Source organism: Rubrivivax soli, from assembly GCF_049810355.1.
Taxonomy (GTDB): Bacteria; Pseudomonadota; Gammaproteobacteria; order Burkholderiales; family Burkholderiaceae_C; genus Rubrivivax.
Genome location: NZ_CP187368.1, coordinates 580,443 through 601,891 on the forward strand (window position 1 = coordinate 580,443; position 21,449 = coordinate 601,891).

General features: G+C 67.7%; 14 protein-coding genes and 4 tRNA genes. 2 read left to right on the plus strand and 16 right to left on the minus strand.

Annotated elements, in window-relative coordinates; genetic code table 11:
• Positions 1 to 13 precede the first annotated feature (13 nt).
• Positions 14 to 2,872 (minus strand): 2-oxoglutarate dehydrogenase E1 component, encoded by a 2,859-nt coding sequence (locus ACPOLB_RS02570; RefSeq protein WP_425259732.1) that lies wholly within the window; start codon positions 2,870 to 2,872, stop codon positions 14 to 16.
• A 247-nt stretch (positions 2,873 to 3,119) separates the two neighbouring features.
• Between ACPOLB_RS02570 and ACPOLB_RS02575 the strand changes: the two genes are divergently transcribed.
• Both ACPOLB_RS02575 and ACPOLB_RS02580 read left to right on the plus strand, forming a co-directional pair.
• The gene (locus ACPOLB_RS02575) at positions 3,120 to 3,440 is read left to right on the plus strand and encodes a hypothetical protein (protein WP_425259733.1); all 321 of its coding nucleotides are present in this window, start codon (positions 3,120 to 3,122) and stop codon (positions 3,438 to 3,440) included.
• A 95-nt stretch (positions 3,441 to 3,535) separates the two neighbouring features.
• A complete protein-coding gene (locus ACPOLB_RS02580) occupies positions 3,536 to 5,119 on the plus strand; it encodes an ABC transporter substrate-binding protein (protein ID WP_425259734.1) in 1,584 nt (527 codons plus the stop codon).
• A 90-nt stretch (positions 5,120 to 5,209) separates the two neighbouring features.
• Here the strand turns inward: ACPOLB_RS02580 and ACPOLB_RS02585 are convergent, their stop codons facing one another.
• From ACPOLB_RS02585 to ACPOLB_RS02655, 15 genes are all read right to left on the minus strand, one after another.
• Positions 5,210 to 6,469 (minus strand): amidohydrolase family protein, encoded by a 1,260-nt coding sequence (locus ACPOLB_RS02585; RefSeq protein ID WP_425259735.1) that lies wholly within the window; start codon positions 6,467 to 6,469, stop codon positions 5,210 to 5,212.
• A gap of 2 nt (positions 6,470 to 6,471) precedes the next feature.
• Positions 6,472 to 7,419 carry an NAD(P)H-dependent flavin oxidoreductase gene (locus tag ACPOLB_RS02590; RefSeq protein ID WP_425259736.1) on the minus strand — a complete coding sequence of 316 codons (948 nt, stop codon included), beginning with the start codon at positions 7,417 to 7,419 and terminating at the stop codon, positions 6,472 to 6,474.
• Positions 7,419 to 9,194 carry an acyl-CoA dehydrogenase gene (locus ACPOLB_RS02595; protein ID WP_425259737.1) on the minus strand — a complete coding sequence of 592 codons (1,776 nt, stop codon included), beginning with the start codon at positions 9,192 to 9,194 and terminating at the stop codon, positions 7,419 to 7,421. Before ACPOLB_RS02595 ends, ACPOLB_RS02590 begins: the two co-directional genes overlap by 1 nt.
• Before the next feature lie 58 nt (positions 9,195 to 9,252).
• Positions 9,253 to 10,185 (minus strand): electron transfer flavoprotein subunit alpha/FixB family protein, encoded by a 933-nt coding sequence (locus tag ACPOLB_RS02600; RefSeq protein WP_425259738.1) that lies wholly within the window; start codon positions 10,183 to 10,185, stop codon positions 9,253 to 9,255.
• 1 nt (position 10,186) lies between these two features.
• Complete coding sequence (locus ACPOLB_RS02605; RefSeq protein WP_425259739.1) at positions 10,187 to 10,936, minus strand: electron transfer flavoprotein subunit beta/FixA family protein; 750 nt, start codon at positions 10,934 to 10,936, stop codon at positions 10,187 to 10,189.
• Between the two features lie 104 nt (positions 10,937 to 11,040).
• Positions 11,041 to 11,661, minus strand: a complete 621-nt coding sequence (locus ACPOLB_RS02610) for a hypothetical protein (protein WP_425259740.1) — start codon at positions 11,659 to 11,661, stop codon at positions 11,041 to 11,043.
• Positions 11,662 to 11,680: 19 nt separating this feature from the next.
• Positions 11,681 to 11,771, minus strand: a tRNA-Leu gene (locus tag ACPOLB_RS02615).
• 59 nt (positions 11,772 to 11,830) lie between these two features.
• Positions 11,831 to 11,904 (minus strand) — tRNA-Cys (locus tag ACPOLB_RS02620).
• Positions 11,905 to 11,972: 68 nt separating this feature from the next.
• Positions 11,973 to 12,048: transfer RNA gene (locus ACPOLB_RS02625), tRNA-Gly, on the minus strand.
• A gap of 123 nt (positions 12,049 to 12,171) precedes the next feature.
• On the minus strand, positions 12,172 to 14,598 hold the full coding sequence (lon, locus tag ACPOLB_RS02630; protein ID WP_425259741.1) for an endopeptidase La: 2,427 nt from the start codon (positions 14,596 to 14,598) through the stop codon (positions 12,172 to 12,174).
• A gap of 104 nt (positions 14,599 to 14,702) precedes the next feature.
• On the minus strand, positions 14,703 to 15,977 hold the full coding sequence (clpX, locus tag ACPOLB_RS02635) for an ATP-dependent Clp protease ATP-binding subunit ClpX (protein WP_425259742.1): 1,275 nt from the start codon (positions 15,975 to 15,977) through the stop codon (positions 14,703 to 14,705).
• Between the two features lie 143 nt (positions 15,978 to 16,120).
• Positions 16,121 to 16,729 carry an ATP-dependent Clp endopeptidase proteolytic subunit ClpP gene (gene clpP / locus ACPOLB_RS02640; protein WP_425259743.1) on the minus strand — a complete coding sequence of 203 codons (609 nt, stop codon included), beginning with the start codon at positions 16,727 to 16,729 and terminating at the stop codon, positions 16,121 to 16,123.
• 94 nt (positions 16,730 to 16,823) lie between these two features.
• On the minus strand, positions 16,824 to 18,134 hold the full coding sequence (gene tig / locus ACPOLB_RS02645) for a trigger factor (protein ID WP_425259744.1): 1,311 nt from the start codon (positions 18,132 to 18,134) through the stop codon (positions 16,824 to 16,826).
• A 31-nt stretch (positions 18,135 to 18,165) separates the two neighbouring features.
• A tRNA-Leu gene (locus ACPOLB_RS02650) sits at positions 18,166 to 18,252 on the minus strand.
• A gap of 77 nt (positions 18,253 to 18,329) precedes the next feature.
• Entirely contained in the window at positions 18,330 to 21,422 is a 3,093-nt protein-coding gene (locus ACPOLB_RS02655; RefSeq protein WP_425262004.1) for an efflux RND transporter permease subunit, read from the minus strand.
• Positions 21,423 to 21,449: the final 27 nt, after the last annotated feature.

Sequence of the window (21,449 nt, forward strand, 5' to 3'; positions counted from 1 at the left end):
TGTTCTGTGCGGGTCACTTCGTCAACACGAAGCCCTTGAGCTTGCCGTATGCCTGGTCGAGCAGCGCCTTCTGCTGCTCCTGGTGCAGGTGCGAGTAGCCCACGGCCGGCGAGGCCGACGCCGGCCGCCCGGCATAGCCGAGCTTCTGGCCTTCGAGCATGTTCTCGTGCACGTAGTGCTGCACGAAGAACCAGGCACCCTGGTTCTGCGGCTCGTCCTGGCACCACACGACCTCGGTGGCGTTCGGGTAGCGCTTCATCTCGGCCGCGAAGGCCTTGTGCGGGAACGGGTACAGCTGCTCCACGCGCACGATGGCCACGTCGGTGGCCTTCTTCTCTTCGCGCTTCTTCATCAGGTCGTAGGCCACCTTGCCCGAGCAGGCGATCACGCGCTTGACCTTGTCGCCGTCGATCTCGTCGCGCGCGGGTCCGATGACGGTCTTGAACTCGCCCTTCGTGAAGTCGGTCAGCGGGCTGGTCGCGTCCTTGGCCCGCAGCAGGCTCTTGGGCGTGAAGATGATCAGCGGCTTGCGGAACTGGCGCACCATCTGGCGGCGCAGCAGATGGAAGATCTGGCTGGCGCTGGTGGGTTGCACGATCTGCATGTTGTTGTCGGCCGCCAGCTGCATGAACCGCTCGAGCCGCGCGCTGCTGTGCTCGGGGCCCTGACCCTCGTAGCCGTGCGGCAGCATCAGCGTCAGGCCGTTGACGCGGCCCCACTTCACTTCGCCCGAGGCGATGAACTGGTCGATGACGACCTGCGCGCCGTTGGCGAAGTCGCCGAACTGGGCTTCCCAGATCGTCAGCGTGTTCGGCTCGGCGCTGGCGTAGCCGTACTCGAAGCCCAGCACCGCCTCTTCCGACAGCAGCGAGTCGATGACGACGAACGGGGCCTGGCCGTCGGCCACGTTCTGCAGCGGCACCCAGGTGCCGGTGTCCCACTTCTCGCGGTTCTGGTCGTGCAGCACGGCATGGCGGTGCGTGAAGGTGCCGCGCCCGCAGTCCTCGCCGCTCAGGCGCACGGCATAGCCGCTGGCCACGAGCGACGCATAGGCCAGCGTCTCGCCCATGCCCCAGTCGACGTTGATCTCGCCGCGGCCCATCGCGGCGCGGTCGGCGTAGACCTTCTCGACCAGCGGGTGCGCCTTGAAGTTCGCGGGGATGGTGGTCACGCGTTCCGCCAGGCGCTTGATCTCCGCCAGCGGCAGCGCGGTGTCGGCCGCGTCGGTCCACTTCTTGCCCAGGAACGGCGCCCAGTCGACCGCGTACTTGCTCTTGAAGTTGGTCAGCACCGGGTCGACCGTGTGCTTGCCCGCGTCCATTGCAGCGCGGAACTCCTTGACCATCGTGTCCGGGCCGTCGGCCGGCAGCACGCCCTGCGCCACCAGCTTGTCGCCGTACAGCTTGCGCGTGCCCGGGTGCTGCGCGATGCGCTTGTACATCAGCGGCTGCGTCAGGCTGGGCGTGTCCTGCTCGTTGTGGCCCAGCTTGCGGAAGCAGACGATGTCGACCACCACGTCCTTGTTGAACTGCTGGCGGTAGTCCATGGCCAGCTGCGTGCACAGCACCACCGACTCGGGGTCGTCGCCGTTCACGTGCAGCACCGGCGCCTCGATCATCTTCACCACGTCGCTGCAGTACAGCGTCGAACGTGTGTCGCGCGGGTCGCTGGTGGTGAAGCCGATCTGGTTGTTGATGACGATGTGCACCGTGCCGCCGGTGTAGTAGCCGCGCGTCTGCGCCAGCGCCAGCGTCTCCATCACGACGCCCTGGCCGGCGAAGGCGGCGTCGCCGTGCACCAGCACCGGCAGCACCTGCTTGCCTTCGGCGTCGCCGCGGCGGTCCATGCGCGCCTTGACCGAACCCTCGACGACCGGGTTCACGATCTCGAGGTGGCTGGGGTTGAAGGCCAGGCTCAGGTGCACCGGGCCGCCGCGCGTGGTGACGTCGCTGCTGAAGCCCTGGTGGTACTTCACGTCGCCCGACGGCAGCGCCTCCGGGGCCGTGTGGTCGAACTCGGCGAACAGGTCCTTGGGCATCTTGCCCAGCGTGTTCACGAGCACGTTCAGGCGGCCGCGGTGGGCCATGCCGATGACGATCTCCTGGACGCCGTGGCTGCCGGCGCGCTGCACCACCTCGTCCATGCTGGCGATGAAGCTCTCGCCGCCTTCCAGGCTGAAGCGCTTCTGGCCGACGTACTTGGTGTGCAGGTAGCGTTCCAGGCCTTCGGCGGCGGTGAGACGGTCGAGGATCTGCTTCTTCTGCTCGGCGGTGAAGCTGGGCTTGGCACGGATGGACTCGAGCCGCTCCTGCCACCAGCGCTTCTCGGCCGGGTCGGTGCAGTGCATGAACTCGGTGCCGATGGTGCCGCAGTAGGTCTCGCGCAGCGCCTGCACGATCTCGCGCAGGGTCATGTGCTCGGCCTTCGTGAAGTACGTGTTGGCGGCCGAGAAGGTGATGTCCATGTCGGACTCGGTGAGGTCGTAGAACGACGGCTCGAGTTCCGGGATCTTCGGGCGTTCGGTGCGCTTGAGCGGGTCCAGGTCGGCCCAGCGGCTGCCCAGGAAGCGGTAGGCGGCGATCAGGCTCTGCACGTGCACCTGCTTGCGCGCCACGGCCAGGTCGGCCTCGCTGGCCTTCAACGCGAAGGCATTGGCCTTGGCGCGCTGGGCGAACGATTCGACGACGGGTGCGTGGGCGACGTCGCGGCTGTCGGAGCCGTCGACCGCGGGCACGTGCTGGAGGTTGTCGAAGTAGGTGCGCCAGTTGTCGGGCACGCTGCCGGGGTTGTCGAGGTAGGCCTCGTACAACTCTTCGACGTAGGGCGCATTGCCCCCGAACAGGTACGAGTTGGACCTGTATTGCTGCATCATCTTTCGCTCACCTTTCGCCCCGGTTTCCGGAGCTCCGATGGGTTGATCAACCTTCCGCGGCCCCGGCTTCACCGGTTGGCGGATTGCGACCCGCCTTGCTGACAACAGCAAGGGGACGGGAAGGACCTTCACTTACCAAGACCGAGACTGTAGCACCGCCCACCTCCGGCCCGTGCGCCAATTGGACGCCCCGAACCCTGTTGATTGGCTGACAGGCAACCAGGCTTCACGGCACAGTGTGGGCGCCATGCCACAGCCCGACCACGGCGTTCGCGTCATCCATCTGCACGCCGGCGCGCCGCGCAAGCCCGCGGTGGGCGCGGCCTGCAATGGCTGCGGCCTGTGCTGCGCCGCCGAACCCTGTCCGCTCGGTGTGTGGATCACGCGCCGCCGCCGGGGCGCCTGCGCTGCCCTGCAGTGGGACGCCGACGCGCAGCGCTACCAGTGCGGCGCGGTCACCCTGCCCGGCCGCTACCTGCCGTGGCTGCCCGCCGGCTTGGCGCGGCGCCTGGTGCTGCGCTGGATCGCGTCGGCCCGCGGCTGCGACGCCACCATCGAACCCGCCTGAACCCGCGCCGTCAGGGCTTCCCCCAGGGTTCGCACGTGCTGCGTGCCACTGGCACGGCTTTAGCATGCGTCCTTCGATTTCCGGAGGATTCACCGATGAAACTCAAGGCCCTGATGGCGGCGCTGGCCGTGACCACCGCGCTGGCCGGTCTGGCTCCCGTGACCGTGCATGCGCAGACCCTGCGCTGGGCGGCGCAGAACGACATCCTGACGATGGACCCGCACTCGCAGAACCATGCGACGACCAATGCGATCCTGATGCACGCCTACGAAGGCCTCACGCGCTACAGCGCCACCTACCAGGTGGAGCCGGCGCTGGCCACGAAGTGGACCTACATCACGCCGACGCAGGTGCGCTTCGAACTGCGCAAGGGCGTCAAGTTCCACGACGGCACGCCCTTCACCGCCGACGACGTGCTGTTCTCCTTCGGCCGCATCAAGCAGCCGCAGGGCACGATGCAGATCTACGTGACCGGCATCACCGAGATCAAGAAGATCGACGACCACACGATCGACATCATCCTCGGCGCGCCGAACCCGATCCTGCTGCGCAACATCATCGACTTCCGCATCATGAGCAAGGCGTGGGCGGAGAAGAACCGCACCACCAACGTGCAGGACTACAAGGCCAAGGAAGAGAACTTCGCCTCGCGCAACGTGATGGGCACGGGCGCCTACAAGATCACCGGCTGGCAGCCCGAGCAGCGCCTGACGATGACCATCAACACCGACTGGTGGGACAAGCACCAGGGCAACGTGAAGGAGGTCGTCTACACCCCGATCAAGAGCGACCCCACGCGCGTGGCCGCCCTGCTCTCGGGTGACGTCGACATGCTGACCGACATCCCGACGCAGGACGTCGCGCGGCTGCGCAGCGACCCCAAGCTGAAGATCGTCGACGGCCCCGAGGTCCGCACCATCTACCTCGCCCCCGACGTCGGCAGCGCCGAGCTGAAGTACAGCAACATCAAGGGCAAGAACCCGTTCGCCGACAAGCGCGTGCGCCAGGCGCTCAGCATGGCCATCGACCGCGAGGCCATCCGGCGCGCCACGATGCGCGGCCTGAGCATCCCCGCGGGCATCATGGTGGCCCCGGGGGTCAACGGCAACACGCCCGACATCGACGTGCCGACCAAGGTCGACGTCGAAGGCGCGAAGAAGCTGCTGGCCGAGGCCGGCTACCCCGACGGCTTCGAGGTGCGCTTCAACGCGCCGAACAACCGCTACGTCAACGACGAGGAGATCGCGCAGTCGATCGTCGCGATGTGGGCGCGCATCGGCGTGAAGGCACAGCTGGTGGCCGAGAACATGGCCACGTTCAGCCAGAAGTTCCAGAACTTCGACTCGTCGCTGTACATGCTGGGCTGGGGCGTGGCCACCTACGACGCGCAGTACACGATCCAGTCGCTGGTGCGCACGCGCACCACGGGGGCCGACGGCAACTTCAACTTCTCGAAGATCAGCGACCCCGTGGTCGACCGCCTGACCGACGCGATGAAGAGCGAGACCGACGTCACCAAGCGCAACGCCATGGTCCGCGAGGCCCTGCTGCGCATCAAGGACGAAGTGCTGCTGATCCCGCTGCACCACCAGATGCGCCCGTGGGCGATGAAGGCCGGCGTGAGCACCGTGCACCGTTCGGACGACCGTCCGGAAGCGCGCTTCACCACGGTGAAGTAAGGCCGCACGGGCCGCAAGCACAGGGGCCCCGCGGGGCCCCTGTTTGCTTTGTGGCGTGTCGGATGCCGGATGCCGGCGGTCGGCAGCTCGTCAGGCGACGAGGCTGTCGCGCACGACCCGCCCGCCCTGCATCAGCAGCCGGATGCCCTGCGCCGGGTCGGCCAGCATCGCCAGCGACTGCATCGGGTCGCCGTCGACGACCAGCAGGTCGGCCCAGGCACCCGCCACCAGCTGGCCGATGCGGCCTTCCTGGCGCATCAGCCGCGCGGCCACGATGGTGGCGCTCTGCAGCGCCTCGGCGGGCGGCATGGCGGCCGTGCGCAGGCCGAATTCGCCCGGCTGGCGGCCGTGCATGTGGCCGAGCAGGTCGGTGCCGAAGACCACCGGCACACCTTCGGCGCGCGCGATGCGCACGGCGTCCAGGCCGCGGTCCTTCACCATCTGCAGCTTGTCCAGCATGGCCGGGCTCCAGCCCAGCCGCGTGCCTTCGTCGGCCAGCGCGGCGTAGGTCGACAGCGTGGGCACGAGGTACGCGCCGTGGCTCTTCATCACGCGCGCGGTGGCTTCGTCGATGAGATTGCCGTGTTCGATGCTGCGCACGCCGGCCTGCACCGCCCGGGTCACGGCGCGCGGCGAATAGGCGTGGGCCAGCGCGTACAGGTTCGCGGCCTCGGCTTCCTCGACCGCGGCGCGCAGCTCGTCCATCGAGAACTGCGTGCCTTCCAGCGGGTCTGTGGGGCTGCTGATGCCGCCGCCGGCCATGATCTTGATCTGGTTCGCGCCCTGGCGCACCTGCTCGCGCACGGCGCGGCGCACTTCGCCGACACCGTCGGCGATCGCTCCGATGAGACCCAGGCCGGCACAGCTGCAGAACATCTCGCGCGACTTCACGCCCTGCGGGCGCATGTCGGCGTGGCCGCCGGTCTGCGAGATCGGCGCGCCGGCGATGAACAGACGCGGACCCTCGAAGATGCCGCGCTCGACGGCGCTGCGCAGGCCGTGGTCGGCGCCGGCGGCGTCGCGCACGGTCGTGAAACCGCGGTGCAGCATCTCGCGCAGGATGGTGCTGCTCTGCGCCGTCACCAGCGAGGCCGGCTGCATCGCCAGCCCGACCAGGTCGTGCGAGGCCGCCACCACATGCACGTGGGCGTCGATCAGCCCCGGCAGCACGGCACGGCCGCCGGCGTCGATGACCCGGGCCGCGTCGTCCACCTGCAGCGGCTCCTGCGTGACGGCGGCGATGCGGTCGCCCTCGATGACGATGGTGCTGCCCGGGCGCATGCAGCCCGCGGCGCTGTCGAAGACGCTGGCGTTGCGGACGACCTGGCGCACGGTGCCGGCGGCCACCATGCTCAGAGCACCCGGGCGCGCGCGGCGGCGTACTCGCGCTGCAGGCGCGCCACCAGTTCTGCCGCAGGCACCACCGCCTTCACCGCGCCGATGCCCTGGCCGCAGCCCCAGATGTCCTTCCAGGCCTTCTTGGCGTCGCCGCCGAAGCTCATCTTGCTGGGGTCGCTCTCGGGCAGGTTGTCGGGGTCCATGCCGGCCGCACGCACCGACGGCTTCAGGTAGTTGCCATGCACGCCGGTGAAGAGGCTCGAGTAGACGATCTCGTCGCTGTTGCTGTCGACGATGCACTGCTTGTAGGCGTCCGACGCCCGCGCTTCGTCTGTTGCGATGAAGGCCGAGCCGATGTAGGCCAGGTCGGCGCCCATCGCGCGCGCGGCCAGCACCGCGTCGCCGGTGGCGATGGCGCCGCTGAGCGCCAGCGGGCCGTCGAACCACTCGCGGATCTCCTGGATCAGCGCGAACGGGCTCTTCACGCCGGCATGGCCGCCGGCGCCGGCCGCCACCGCGATCAGGCCGTCGGCGCCCTTCTCGATGGCCTTGTGCGCGAACATGTTGTTGATGATGTCGTGCAGCACGATGCCGCCCCAGCCGTGCACGGCGTCGTTGACGTCGGTGCGCGCGCCCAGGCTGGTGATGACGATCGGCACCTTGTACTTGGCGCAGACCTCCATGTCGTGTTCGAGCCGGTCGTTGCTCTTGTGCACGATCTGGTTGATGGCGAACGGCGCCGCCTTCTGGTTCGGGTGGTCGCGGTCCCAGGCCGCCAGCGTCTCGGTGATCTCGGCCAGCCACTCGTCGAGCTGGCTCGCGGGCCGCGCGTTCAGCGACGGCATCGAGCCGACGATGCCGGCCTGGCACTGCGCGATCACGAGCTTGGGGTTGCTGATGATGAACAGCGGCGAACCGATCACCGGCAGGGACAGGTGTTGCAGGATTGCGGGCAGTGCCATCAGAAGGACTCCAGGGCCAGGGCGGTGACGGCTTCCGAACCTTCGACGATGCTGTCGCGCAGGGCGGTGGCCTTGTTGAGGATGTGGTCGCCGTAGAAGCGCGCGGTGGCGATCTTGGCTTGCATGAAGGCCGTGTCGCGGCCGGCGGCCAGCGCGTCTTCGGCAGCGATCAGCGCCCGCGCCATCTGCCAGCCGGCCACCACGGTGCCGGCCAGCATCAGGTACGGCACGCTGCCCGCGAACACGGCGTTGGGGCTGGCCTTGGTCTGGCCGGCAACGAAGTCCACCACGTCCAGGAAGGCCTGCCGGCCCGCGGCCAGGCGGCGCGCCATCGCGCGGCCGGCGGCGCTGGGGCGCTTGGCCAGTTGCTCCTCGGTCGCCTCGATCTGCGCTGCGATGGCGCGGGCCGTGGCGCCGCCATCGCGCGCGGTCTTGCGGCCGACCAGGTCGTTGGCCTGGATCGCGGTCGTGCCTTCGTAGATCGACAGGATCTTCGCGTCGCGCAGGTACTGCGCCGCGCCGGTCTCCTCGATGAAGCCCATGCCACCGTGCACCTGCACGCCCAGGCTCGCCACGTCCAGGCTCATCTCGGTGGACAAGCCCTTCACGAGCGGCACCATGAACTCGTAGAAGCGCTGGTTCTGCTGCCGCACCTCGGCGTCCGGGTGCTTGTGCGCGGCGTCGAAGGCGGCCGCGGCCACCAGCGCCATCGCGCGGCAGCCCTCGGTGTGGGCGCGCATCGTCATCAGCATGCGGCGCACGTCGGGGTGGTGGATGATGGCTGCGGCACCGGGCAGGCTGCCGTCCACCGGGCGGCTCTGCACGCGGTCGCGGGCGTAGGCCACGGCCTTCTGGTACGCCCGCTCGGCCAGCGCGATGCCCTGCACGCCGACGCCGAAGCGTGCCGCGTTCATCATGATGAACATGTACTCGAGGCCGCGGTTTTCCTGGCCGATGAGGTACGCGGTGGCGCCGCCGCGGTCGCCGTACTGCAGCACCGCGGTGGGGCTGGCCTTGATGCCCAGCTTGTGCTCGATGCTGACGCAGTGCACGTCGTTGCGCGTGCCGTCCTGCAGCACCTTCGGGCAGATGAACAGGCTGATGCCCTTCACGCCCTCGGGCGCGCCGACCACGCGCGCCAGCACCAGGTGGACGATGTTGTCCGCCATGTCGTGCTCGCCGTAGGTGATGTAGATCTTGGTGCCGAAGAGCTTGTAGCTGCCGTCGGGCTGCGGCTCGGCGCGCGTGCGCACCATGCTCAGGTCGCTGCCGGCCTGCGGCTCGGTGAGGTTCATCGAGCCCGTCCACGAGCCGTCGATCATCTTCGGCAGGTAGGTGGCCTGCTGCTCGGGCGAGCCTGCCGTCAGCAGCGCCTCGATCGCGCCGTCGGTCAGCAGCGGGCACAGCGCGAAGCTGAGGTTGGCGCTGTTGACCATCTCGCTGCAGGCCGCGTGGATCAGCTTGGGCAGGCCCTGGCCGCCAAACTCGGCCGGGTGCTGCAGGCCCTGCCAGCCACCTTCGGCGTACTGGCGGAACGCCTGCTTGAAGCCGGGCGTCGTGCGCACTTCGCCCGCCTGGAACGACGACGGGTTCTGGTCACCCGCCCAGTTCAGCGGCGCGATCACGTCTTCGGCGAGCTTGGCGCTCTCTTCCAGCACCGCTGCGGCGGTGTCGTAGCCGGCATCCTCGTGGCCGGGCAGCATGGCCACGGCGTCGATGCCCGCGAGTTCCTGCATCACGAACAGCATGTCCTTGACGGGGGCTCGGTACGTCATGTGGTGTCTCCAGATGGAACAAGGGCGCCGCGAAGGGCGCCCTGCAGGGTCTTGCGACTCAGAGGCTGCCGGTCAGCTCCGGCACGGCGGTGAAGAGATCGGCCTCCAGGCCATAGTCGGCGACGCTGAAGATCGGCGCCTCGGGATCCTTGTTGATCGCGACGATCACCTTGGAGTCCTTCATGCCCGCCAGATGCTGGATGGCGCCGCTGATGCCGGCGGCGATGTAGAGCTGCGGCGCGACGATCTTGCCGGTCTGCCCGACCTGCCAGTCGTTGGGGGCGTAGCCCGCGTCCACCGCGGCGCGGCTGGCGCCGAGCGCCGCACCCAGCTTGTCGGCCAGGGGCATCAGCACTTCGTTGAACTTGTCGCTGCTGCCCAGAGCACGGCCGCCGGAGACGATGATCTTTGCGGCGGTGAGCTCCGGGCGGTCGCTCTTGGCGATCTCGCTGCCCAGGAAGCTGCTGCTGCCGTTGTCGGCCACCGCGGCGATGGTCTCGACCGCAGCGCTGCCGCCGCTGGCCGCCGCGGCGTCGAAGCCGGTGGTGCGCACGGTGACGACCTTGATCGGGTCCAGGCTCTGCACGGTGGCGATGGCGTTGCCGGCATAGATCGGGCGCTCGAAGGTGTCGGCGCTGAGGACCTTGGTGGCGTCGCTGATCTGCGCCACGTCCAGCAGTGCGGCCACGCGCGGGGCGATGTTCTTGCCGCTGGCGGTGGCCGGGAACAGCACATGGCTGTACGCCTTGGCGATGGCGACCACCTGGGCCGCGGCGCTCTCGGCCACGCCATGGTTCAGGCCCGCCGCATCGGCATGCAGCACCTTGGCCACGCCGGCGATCTGCGCGGCAGCCGCCGCGGCGGCGCCGGCGTCGGCGCCGGCCACCAGCACGTGCACGTCGCCGCCACAGGCAAGCGCCGCAGTCACGGTGTTGAGCGTCGCGCCCTTGATGGTGGCGTTGTCGTGTTCAGCAAAAACCAGGACGGCCATCTCAGATCACCTTCGCTTCGTTCTTGAGCTTGTTCACCAGGGTCGCCACATCGGGCACCTTGATGCCGGCACCGCGCTTGGGCGGCTCCTCGACCTTCAGCGTCTTGATGCGCGGCGTCACGTCCACGCCCAGGTCGGCGGGCTTGACCACGTCGAGCTGCTTCTTCTTGGCCTTCATGATGTTGGGCAGCGTCACGTAGCGCGGCTCGTTCAGGCGCAGGTCGGTGGTGACCACGGCCGGCAGCGTCAGCTTCAGCGACTCGGAACCGCCGTCGACCTCGCGCGTGACGGTGGCGGCACCGTCGACGATCTCGATCTTGCTCGCGAAGGTGCCCTGCGGCAGGCCGGCGAGTGCGGCCAGCATCTGGCCGGTCTGGTTGCAGTCGTCGTCGATGGCCTGCTTGCCCAGGATGATCAGGCCCGGCTGCTCCTTGTCGACCAGCGCCTTCAGCAGCTTGGCCACGGCCAGCGGCTGCAGTTCGTCGGCGCACTCGACGAGGATGGCCCGGTCGGCGCCGATGGCCATTGCCGTGCGCAGCGTCTCCTGGCACTGCGTGACGCCGCACGAGACCGCGATGATCTCCGTGACCACGCCCTTCTCCTTCAGCCGCACGGCCTCTTCGACGGCGATCTCGTCGAACGGGTTCATGCTCATCTTGACGTTGGCGATGTCCACGCCCGTGCCGTCGCTCTTCACGCGCACCTTGACGTTGTAATCGACCACCCGTTTCACGGGGACCAGCACCTTCATGACAGGCGACTCCTGTGCAGTTGACGTAAACGTTAATCGCGCATTCTAGACGTCGGGTCTGCGTGCACCCGGCGCCGGCGTAAAAATCGAACGATCGTTCTATTCTAGCCCGAGATGCGGGTCGACAGGTACGCCGGCGGCCCGCCGAGCACGAGCAGCCGTACCGGGTGGCGGAAGACCGCCTGCCGCACCGACAGCGTGCGGACGCAGCGGCTCAGGAAGGCCGGATCGGGAGAGCGCGCCACCAGCAACGTGGGACGCCGCGGCACGAAGACCCCCAGCCGCTCCCGCACCGACGGCGTGTCGTGCAGGTAACCGGCGTCCCAAGGGGCGTCGGCCGGACGCACCCGCCACCAGGCCATCTCGGCCGCCTTGATGCGCAAACGCAGCCACAGGCCCGCCCAGCGTCCGCCAGCGGCATGCAGCCGCGCCGTGCCGTCCAGGTCGCACATCAGGCCGTCCACCCACGGCCCTGCAGGTTCGGGCACGCGGGCCATCGTGAACCGCTGCTGCACCTGGGGCATGGACCAGGGCGCGAACAGCGGCGTCCGGCCCTGGCCGACGCCTGCCAGACACCAGGCACGCCAGGTCGCAGCCGGCCCGGCGGGCTCGTTGTCGCGCCACTCGGGTGGCAGCATGAACGCGCTGTCGTAGCGCGCACGCCAGGTGGCGACCAGATCGGCCAGGACGCGCAGTCGAGAGATCGTGTGGGGTGGAAGGTGCATCGCGGCGGGCACGCAGTCTTGGTGCCCGGAACGGGGATCGAACCCGTACAGACCCTCTCGGATCTGGCGGATTTTAAGTCCGCTGCGTCTGCCAGTTTCGCCATCCGGGCGCGACGCGCATGATAGTGCCGGGCAGACAAAGGGCTCCCGCGGGAGCCCTTCGATGTGGTGGAGGCGCGATCCGGAGTCGAACCGGACTGGACGGATTTGCAATCCGTTGCATAACCGCTTTGCTATCGCGCCGCAGGCTGGAGCCTAAACCAGTTCCAGCCAAAAAGAAGGGAAGCCGAAGCTTCCCTGTCTTTGAAATTTGGAGCGGGATAAGAGGCTCGAACTCTCGACCTATACCTTGGCAAGGTATCGCTCTACCAACTGAGCTAATCCCGCATCGGGGTCTTGCGACCCGCCTTGCTTCTCGACGCTGCTGTGATCGTTTGCCATTTCGATCGCGTCGAGCCTCGCATTCTATGACAGCTTTTTTGGCCCTGGCAAGGCCCTCCGCCAACTTTTTTAGTGCGGCAGTGCGTCCGACGAACCCACGGGCGGCGCGACCTCGGTCTTGGCACCTGCGTCCTTGGCGACGATCTCCTCGTCGGGCAAGGCCTCGGGCACGCGCTCGAGTGCGATCTCGAGCACCTGGTCGATCCACTTCACGGGCACGATCTCGAGGTTGTTCTTGGCGTTCTCGGGGATGTCCTGCAGGTCCTTGACGTTCTCTTCCGGGATCAGCACCGTCTTCACACCGCCGCGGTGGGCCGCCAGCAGCTTTTCCTTCAGGCCGCCGATGGCCGTGACTTCGCCGCGCAGCGTGATCTCGCCCGTCATCGCCACATCGGCCCGCACCGGGATGCCGCTGAGCGCAGACACCAGCGCCGTCGTCATCGCGGCACCGGCGCTGGGGCCGTCCTTGGGCGTGGCTCCGTCCGGCACGTGGATGTGGATGTCGCGCTTCTCGAAGATCTCGTCCTTCAGGCCCAGGCGGCGGGCGCGCGAGCGCACCACGGTGCGCGCCGCTTCGACCGATTCCTTCATCACGTCGCCCAGCGAGCCGGTGCGCGTGATGTTGCCCTTGCCGGGCATCACGGCCGCCTCGATCGTCAGCAGGTCACCGCCGACCTCGGTCCACGCGAGGCCCACCACCTGCCCGACCTGGTTCTTCTTCTCGGCGCGTCCGAAGTCGTACTTGCGCACGCCCAGGAAGTCGTTGAGGTTGTCCTCGGTGACGACCACCCGGCCCTCGTACTTCTTCAGTGCAATGCCCTTCACCACCTTGCGGCAGATCTTGCCGATCTCGCGTTCGAGCGAGCGCACGCCGGCTTCCCGCGTGTAGTAGCGCAGCACCGCGCGCAATGCCGACTCGGTGATCTCCATCTCACCATCCTTGACGCCGTTGTTCTTCTGCTGCTTGGGGAGCAGGTAGCGCTGGGCGATGTTGAGCTTCTCGTCCTCGGTGTAGCCGGCCAGGCGGATGACCTCCATCCGATCCAGCAGTGCCGGCGGGATGTTCATCGAGTTGCTGGTGGCCACGAACATCACGTCGGACAGATCGAAGTCGACCTCGACGTAGTGGTCGCTGAAGGTGTGGTTCTGCTCCGGGTCCAGCACTTCCAGCAGCGCCGATGACGGGTCGCCGCGGAAGTCCATGCCCAGCTTGTCGATTTCGTCGAGCAGGAACAGCGGGTTGCGCGTGCCAACCTTGGTCAGGCTCTGCAGCACCTTGCCCGGCATGCTGCCGATGTAGGTGCGGCGGTGGCCGCGGATCTCGGCCTCGTCGCGCATGCCGCCCAGCGCCATGCGCACGAACTTGCGGCCGGTGGCGCGCGCCACGCTCTGGCCGAGCGAGGTCTTGCCCACGCCCGGAGGGCCGACCAGGCACAGGATCGGCGCCTTGACCTTGTCGACGCGCTGCTGCACCGCGAGGTACTCGAGGATGCGGTCCTTGACCTTGTCGAGGCCGTAGTGGTCTTCGTTCAGCACGTTCTCTGCGTTCGCCAGGTCGTGCTTGATCTTGGTCTTCTTCGCCCACGGCAGGTTCACGAGCGTGTCGATGAAGTTGCGCACGACGGTGGCCTCGGCGCTCATCGGGCTCATCAGCTTGAGCTTCTTCAGCTCGCTCTCGGCCTTCTTGCGCGCTTCCTTGCTCATGCGGGCGGCGGCAATCTTCTTCTCGAGTTCCTCGAGATCGGCGCCCTCTTCCCCGTCGCCCAGCTCCTTCTGGATCGCCTTGACCTGCTCGTTCAGGTAGTACTCGCGCTGGCTCTTCTCCATCTGGCGCTTGACGCGGCCGCGGATGCGCTTCTCCACCTGCAGGATGTCGACCTCGTGCTCGAGCAGTTCGAGCAGCTTCTCCAGCCGCTTGGCGGTGGAGAACAGGTCCAGCACCGACTGCTTGGCTTCCAGCTTCAGCGGCAGGTGGGCGGCGATGGTGTCGGCCAGGCGGCCCGGATCGTCGATGCCGGCGATGCTGGTCAGGATCTCCGGAGGGATCTTCTTGTTGAGCTTGACGTACTGGTCGAACTGCTGCGTCACGGCGCGGCGCAGCGCCTCGATCTCGGGCGTGGTGTCGGCAGCGGGCGGCACGGGGGCCACTTCACCGACGAAGTGTTCGCCGTTGTCGGTGATGCTGAGCGTGTTCGCGCGCTGGATGCCTTCGACCAGCACCTTCACGGTGCCGTCGGGCAGCTTGAGCATCTGCAGGATGCTGCTGACGCAGCCGACCTCGAACATGTCGTCGGGCTTGGGCTCGTCCTTGCCGGCGGCCTTCTGCGCCACCAGCATGATCTGACGGCCGGCCTCCATGGCCGCTTCCAGCGCCTTGATCGACTTCGGCCGGCCCACGAACAGCGGAATGACCATGTGCGGGAACACGACCACATCGCGCAGCGGCAGCAGCGGCAGCGTGATCGGATCGCTGGGAAGAACGGGATGACCGGACATGAAGAACCTCTCTTTCTCGATGCCCACGTGGGGCCCGAGGGGGCGATTGCAAGTGGAACTGCGCTGGTGGCCGTGCGGAGGTCAGCCGGGCGGACCGCAGCGCGTCAGGCGCTGGCCTTCTGTTCCCGGTAGACGAGCAGCGGCTTGGCCCCGTCGTCGATGATGTGCTCGTCGACCACCACCTTGGCCACGCCATCGAGCGTGGGCAGGTCGAACATCGTGTCGATGAGCGAATGCTCCATGATGGAGCGCAGGCCGCGGGCGCCGGTCTTGCGCGCCAGCGCCTTGCGGGCGATGGCCGCCAGGGCAGACGGACGGATCTCGAGCTCGACCCCGTCCATCGCAAACAGCTTCTGGTACTGCTTCACGAGCGCGTTCTTTGGCTCGGTGAGGATCTGCACCATCGCTTCCTCGGTCAACTCGCCCAGCGTGGCCACGACGGGCAGGCGACCGACCAGTTCAGGGATCAGGCCGAACTTGATCAGATCTTCCGGCTCAGCCTCGCGGAACAGGTCGGCGGCCCGCTTCTCGTTCTTGCTGTGCACGCTGGCTGCGAAGCCGATGCCCGACTTCTCGGTGCGGTTCTGGATGACCTTCTCCAGGCCGTCGAAGGCACCGCCGCAGATGAAGAGGATGTTGGTCGTGTCGATCTGCAGGAAGTCCTGGTTCGGATGCTTGCGCCCGCCCTGCGGCGGCACGCTGGCCATCGTGCCTTCCACCAGCTTCAGCAGCGCCTGCTGCACGCCTTCACCCGACACGTCGCGCGTGATGCTGGGGTTGTCGGCCTTGCGGCTGATCTTGTCGATCTCGTCGATGTACACGATGCCGCGCTGCGCGCGCTCGACGTCGTAGTTGCAGTTCTGCAGCAGCTTCTGGATGATGTTCTCGACGTCTTCGCCCACGTAGCCGGCTTCGGTCAGCGTGGTGGCGTCGGCGATCACGAAGGGCACGTTCAGCAGCCGTGCCAGCGTCTGCGCCAGCAGCGTCTTGCCCGAGCCGGTGGGGCCGATGAGCAGGATGTTGCTCTTCGTCAGCTCCACTTCTTCCTTGGACGCATTGGCGCCCATGTGCTTCAGGCGCTTGTAGTGGTTGTAGACCGCCACCGACAACGTGCGCTTGGCGACGTCCTGGCCGATCACGTAATGGTCGAGGCTGGCCTTGATCTCGCTGGGCACCGGCAGGTCGGACTTAGCCGTCTTGGCCGCACCCGCCTCGGCGGGCACCTCGTCACGGATGATGTCGTTGCAGAGCTCGATGCACTCGTCGCAGATGAAGACCGACGGGCCCGCGATGAGCTTCTTCACCTCGTGCTGGCTCTTGCCGCAGAAGGAGCAGTACAGGACTTTCTCGCCAGAGGAGGCGCCCTTCTTGTCGGCCATGTGTTTGTCTACGAGCGAAGTTCCACGAAGGAGTCGATACCATCATAGACCAACTGCGCCGGCCCTTCCCGCGAGGAAAAGACCGGCTTTAGCGGCCACTCCGGCACGTTGCCGCGGCGCGGCAGTGGCAGGGACCGGCGGCGTCAGGCGCGCTTGTCGATGACCTGGTCGATGAGGCCGTAGTCCTTGGCCTCGGTGGGCGACAGCCACATGTCGCGCTCCATGTCGGCCTCGATCTTCTCGACCGTCTGGCCGGTGCGCTCGGCATAGATGCGGTTGAGCTGGGCGCGGGTCTTGATGATCTCGCGCGCCTGGATCTCGATGTCGCTGGCCTGGCCCTGGGCGCCGCCCGAGGGCTGGTGGATCATCACGCGGCTGTTCGGCAGCGCGAAGCGCTTGCCCTTGGCGCCGGCCATCAGCAGGAAGCTGCCCATGCTGGCGGCCATGCCCATGCACAGCGTGCTGACTTCCGGCTTGATGAAGTTCATCGTGTCGAACACCGACAGCCCTGCGCTGACGCTGCCGCCCGGGCTGTTGATGTACAGGAAGATGTCCTTGTCCGGGTTCTCGCTCTCCAGGAACAGCAGCTGGGCGCAGACGAGGTTGGCGACCTGGTCGTTCACCGGGCCGACGAGAAAGACGATGCGCTCGCGCAGCAGCCGGCTGTAGATGTCGTAGGCGCGCTCGCCGCGCCCCGACTGCTCGATCACCATGGGCACCATGCCCAGGCCGGTGGTTTCAAGGTAGCTCATCGTCGATCTTTCCAAGGTCATGCGCGGGTCTGGCTCCGCCTGCCCGCCGCATGCGCCCCCTCGGGGGGCAGCGACCGCAAGGGAGTGTGGGGGCTCATTGACTGGCCATCAGTTCGTCGAACGGTAGCACCTTGTCCGTCACCTTCGCCTGCGCCAGGACGAACGCGGTGACGTTGTTCTCGATCACCACGGCCTCGACCTCGGCCATGCGCTGGCGGTCGCTGAGGTACCAGCGCATCACCTCCGCGGGCTTCTCGTAGCTCTGGCTCATCTCTTCGATGTGGGCCTGCAGCTGCTCGGGCTTGGCCTGCAGGTTGTTGCCGCGCACCAGCTCGCTGACGACCAGGCCCAGGCGCACGCGGCGCTCGGCCTGCGGCTTGAAGATGTCCTCGGGCAGGTCGACGCTCTCCGCGTCCTTCACGCCACGCTGCTTCAGGTCGGCACGGGCCTGCTCGACCAGGCGCTGCAGTTCGCTGGCGATCAGCGCGTTCGGCAGATCGAGTTCGGCGGCCTTGCTCAGGGCGTCCATCACGGCGGCCTTGTTGCGCGCCTGCACACGGAACTTCACCTCGCGCTCGAGGTTCTTTTTGACGTCGGCACGCAGCGCCTCGACGGTGCCATCGGCGATGCCCAGGCTCTTGGCGAAGGCGTCGTCCACGGCGGGGAGGTCCTGGCGCTCGATCTTCTTCATCGTCACCAGGAAGTCGGCTTCCTTGCCGGCCACGTCCTGGCCGTGGTAGTCGGCCGGGAACTGCAGCGGGAAGGTCTTGCTCTCGCCGACCTTCATGCCGCGCACGGCCTTGTCGAACTGCTCGAGCATCTGGCCCTCGCCGATCAGGAACTGGAAGGCCTCGGCCTTGCCGCCGGCGAACGGCTCGCCGTCGATCTTGCCGTCGAAGTCGATCGTCACGCGGTCGCCTTCCTCGGCGCCTTCGGCGGCCGGGCGCTGCGCGAAGGTGCGGCGCTGCTTGCGCAGGATCTCGACGGTGCGGTCGATCGCGGCCTCGGTCACCTCGGTGCTGACGCGCTCGATCTCGGCCGCAGCCAGGTCGCCGATCTTCACCTCGGGGTAGACCTCGAACGTGGCGTCGAAGGCCAGCGCGCCCTCGGGCGCCTCGTCCTTCTGCGTGATGCGCGGCGCTCCGGCCACACGCAGCTTGGCTTCGTTGGTGGCTTCGGCAAAGGCCTGGCCGACGCGGTCGTTGACCACCTCGTACTGCACGCTGTAGCCGTAGCGCTGGGCCACCACCGACATCGGCACCTTGCCGGGGCGGAAGCCGTCGGCCTTGACGGTGCGCGCCAGCTTCTTCAGGCGGGTTTCGACCTCGCCGTTGATCGTGCTCGCCGGCAGCGTCAGCGTGATGCGGCGTTCGAGTTTTTCGAGGGTTTCGACGTTGACGGCCATGATGATGTCTCTAGTGCAAGGAAGGAATCGCTGGTGCGCCGAGCCGGACTCGAACCGGCACGCCCGTGAAGGCGTCAGGACCTAAACCTGGTGCGTCTACCAATTTCGCCACCGGCGCAGCGTGGAAGTGCGGACTTGAAGTGCAGAAGGGGCCGCGGCTGCGACCCCTCCAAACTCGGCTGATCGGAAAACCCGCTAGTTTAGCTCGGCCGCGGCAGCCGGCTCCCGCTTGACGCGGAACCAGGCGGCATACATCGCCGGCAGCGCCAGCAGCGTCAGCACGGTGGCCACGATCAGGCCGCCCATGATGGCCACGGCCATCGGGCCCCAGAACACGCTGCGCGACAGGGGGATCATCGCCAGCACCGCGGCGGCGGCCGTGAGCACGATGGGCCGGAAGCGCCGCACCGCCGACTCGACGATGGCGTCCCAGGCCGGCACGCCGCGGGCGCGGTCCTGCTCGATCTGGTCGATCAGGATCACCGAGTTGCGCATGATCATGCCCATCAGAGCGATCACGCCCAGCAGCGCGACGAAGCCGAACGGCCGGTTCAGCAGCAGCAGTGCCCCGGCGACGCCGGCGATGCCCAGCGGCCCGGTCAGGAACACCAGCATCGAGCGGCTGAAGCTCTGCAGCTGCAGCATCAGCAGCGTGAAGATGATGAACAGCATCACCGGCACGCCCGCGGCGATCGAGCCCTGCCCCTTGCTGCTTTCCTCGACCGCGCCCGCCACCTCGATGCGGTAGCCCGGCGGCATGGTCGCGGCCAGCGCCTGCAGCTGCGGCCACACCTGCGCGGTGACGGTGGGGCCCTGCACGCCTTCGACGACGTCCCCCTGGATCGTCACGGCGAAGTCCCGGCCCTCGCGCCACAGGATGCCCGGCTCCCAGCCGAACTCCGCCTTCGCCACCTGCGGGAACGGCACCGCGCGGCCGCTGCCGGTGGGCACGTAGCCGTTGCCGATGTCGGTGATGGTGTTGCGCTCGTCCAGCGGCTGGCGCAGCACGATGTCGACCAGCTTGTCGCCTTCGCGGTACTGGCCCACGGTGCTGCCCGACAGCATCGTGCGCGAGGCCTGGGCCAGCTGCTGGCTGGTGACGCCGAGCGCGCGCGCCTTGTCCTGGTCGATGTTCAGGCGCAGCACCTTGATGCTCTCGTTCCAGTTGTCGTTGACGCCGCGCATGCTGGGGTTGGCGCGCAGGATCTCCTTGGCCTGGTCGGCCCATTGGCGCACAGCGGCCACTTCGGTGCCGACGACACGGAACTGCACCGGATAAGGCACCGGCGGCCCGTTGGGCAGCAGCTTCACGCGACCGCGCACCTCGGGGAACTCCTCGGCCAGCAGCTTCGGCAGCCGCACGCGCAGTTCCTCGCGTTCGGGCAGGCCCTTGGGCAGCACGATGCTCTGGCTGACGTTGCTCTGCGGAAAGATCTGGTCCAGCGGCAGATAGAAGCGCGGCACGCCCGAGCCGACCCAGGTGCTCACCGTGGACACGCCGGCCTCCTGCAGCATGCGGCGCTCGAAGCGCTGCGCGACCTCGTTGCTCTGCTGGATGGTCGAGCCCTCGGGCAGCCACAGGTCGACCAGGATCTCGGGCCGGCTCGAATCGGGGAAGAACTGCTGCTGCACGCGGCCCATCCCGACGATGCCCAGAGCGAACGTCAGCACGGTCAGGCCGATGGTGATCCAGCGGTGCTGCACGCACCAATGCACGGCGCGGCGGAAGCGTGTGTAGAACGGCGTGTCGAACAGTTCGTGCGGCTGCTCGCCGGCACCGGTGAGGCGCGCGTGGTTGTGCAGCAGCCGTGCGCCCAGGTAGGGCACGAAGTAGACCGAGACGAACCACGAAATGATCAGTGCCGCCGCGGTGACGGCGAAGATCGCGAAGGTGTATTCGCCCGTCACGGACTTGGCCATGCCGATGGGCAGGAATCCCGCGGCGGTGATCAGCGTTCCGGTCAGCATCGGCATCGCGGTGACGTCGTAGGCGTGCGTGGCGGCACGCATCTTGTCGTAGCCCTCTTCGAGTTTGCGCACCATCATCTCGACCGCGATGATGGCGTCGTCGACCAGCAGGCCGAGCGCGATGATCAGCGAGCCCAGCGAGATCTTGTGCAGGCCCACGCCCCAGTAGAACATCGTCACGAACGTGATCGCGAGCACCAGCGGGATCGTGATGCCGACGACCAGCCCGGGCCAGATGTCCACGCGCAGCGGACGCAGGTGCAGCCCCAGGCTGATGAAGCTGACGGCCAGCACGATCACGATGGCCTCGACCAGCACCTTCACGAATTCGCCCACCGAGCGCGCCACCGCCTCGGGCTGGTCCTGCATCTGCGCCAGCGTCAGGCCCACGGGCAGGTCGTCCTGGATCGACCGGCTGGCCGCCTGCAGGGCCTTGCCCAGCGCGATGATGTCGCCGCCCTTGGCCATCGAGATGCCGAGCGCCACCACCTGCTGGCCCTGGTGGCGCACCATCACCTGCGGCGGGTCGGCGTAGGCGCGCTGTATGGTGGCGATGTCGCCCAGGCGGATCGTGCTGGCGACGCCGGTGGCGGCATTGACGGCGCGGATCGGGAAGCGCCGCAGCTCGTCGACGGAATTGAACTGGCCGGCCACGCGCATCTGCAGGTTCTCGCTGCCCGCGTTCAGCACGCCCGCGCCTTCCACCGCGTTCTGCGCACCGATCTGCGCCAGCACCTGGCCGAAGTCCAGGCCCAGCGTGGCCAGGCGCTTCTGCGAGATCTCGATGAACAGCTTCTCGGCCTGAGCGCCGAAGATCTCGACCTTGGCCACGTCGGGCACGCGCAGCAACCGCTGGCGCACGCGCTCGGCCTGCACACGCAGTTCCTCGGGCGAGAAGCCGTCGGCCTGCAGCGCGTAGATGGAGCCGTAGACATCGCCGAAGTCGTCGTTGAAGACCGGGCCGATCACGCCCGCGGGCAGCGTGCTGCGCATGTCGCCCACGCGCTTGCGCGCCTGGTACCAGCTCTGCGGCACGTCCTTCGCCGGCGACGAGTCCTTCAGCTGCAGGATGGTCAGCGACTCGCCCGGCTTGGTGTAGCTGCGGATCTTGTCGGCGTACGGCACCTCCTGCAGCGTCTTCTCGATCTTGTCGGTGACCTGCTCGGCCATCTGCTGCGCGCTGGCGCCGGGCCAGAAGGCCTGCACGACCATCGCGCGGAAGGTGAACGGCGGGTCCTCGTCCTGGCCGAGCTGGAAGTAGGCGGTGACGCCCAGCACCATCAGCACGATCATCAGGTAGCGTGTCAGCGCCGGGTGCATCAGCGCCCAGCGCGAGATGTTGAAGCG

Excerpts from the sequence above, each read along its gene's own strand:
- ACPOLB_RS02570 (WP_425259732.1), bottom strand. The coding sequence starts at position 2,872 with ATGATGCAGCAATACAGGTCCAACTCGTACCTGTTCGGGGGCAATGCG.
- ACPOLB_RS02575 (WP_425259733.1), top strand. The coding sequence starts at position 3,120 with ATGCCACAGCCCGACCACGGCGTTCGCGTCATCCATCTGCACGCCGGC.
- ACPOLB_RS02580 (WP_425259734.1), top strand. The coding sequence starts at position 3,536 with ATGAAACTCAAGGCCCTGATGGCGGCGCTGGCCGTGACCACCGCGCTG.
- ACPOLB_RS02585 (WP_425259735.1), bottom strand. The coding sequence starts at position 6,469 with ATGGTGGCCGCCGGCACCGTGCGCCAGGTCGTCCGCAACGCCAGCGTC.
- ACPOLB_RS02590 (WP_425259736.1), bottom strand. The coding sequence starts at position 7,419 with ATGGCACTGCCCGCAATCCTGCAACACCTGTCCCTGCCGGTGATCGGT.
- ACPOLB_RS02595 (WP_425259737.1), bottom strand. The coding sequence starts at position 9,194 with ATGACGTACCGAGCCCCCGTCAAGGACATGCTGTTCGTGATGCAGGAA.
- ACPOLB_RS02600 (WP_425259738.1), bottom strand. The coding sequence starts at position 10,185 with ATGGCCGTCCTGGTTTTTGCTGAACACGACAACGCCACCATCAAGGGC.
- ACPOLB_RS02605 (WP_425259739.1), bottom strand. The coding sequence starts at position 10,936 with ATGAAGGTGCTGGTCCCCGTGAAACGGGTGGTCGATTACAACGTCAAG.
- ACPOLB_RS02610 (WP_425259740.1), bottom strand. The coding sequence starts at position 11,661 with ATGCACCTTCCACCCCACACGATCTCTCGACTGCGCGTCCTGGCCGAT.
- lon (WP_425259741.1), bottom strand. The coding sequence starts at position 14,598 with ATGTCCGGTCATCCCGTTCTTCCCAGCGATCCGATCACGCTGCCGCTG.
- clpX (WP_425259742.1), bottom strand. The coding sequence starts at position 15,977 with ATGGCCGACAAGAAGGGCGCCTCCTCTGGCGAGAAAGTCCTGTACTGC.
- clpP (WP_425259743.1), bottom strand. The coding sequence starts at position 16,729 with ATGAGCTACCTTGAAACCACCGGCCTGGGCATGGTGCCCATGGTGATC.
- tig (WP_425259744.1), bottom strand. The coding sequence starts at position 18,134 with ATGGCCGTCAACGTCGAAACCCTCGAAAAACTCGAACGCCGCATCACG.
- ACPOLB_RS02655 (WP_425262004.1), bottom strand. The coding sequence starts at position 21,422 with ATGCACCCGGCGCTGACACGCTACCTGATGATCGTGCTGATGGTGCTG.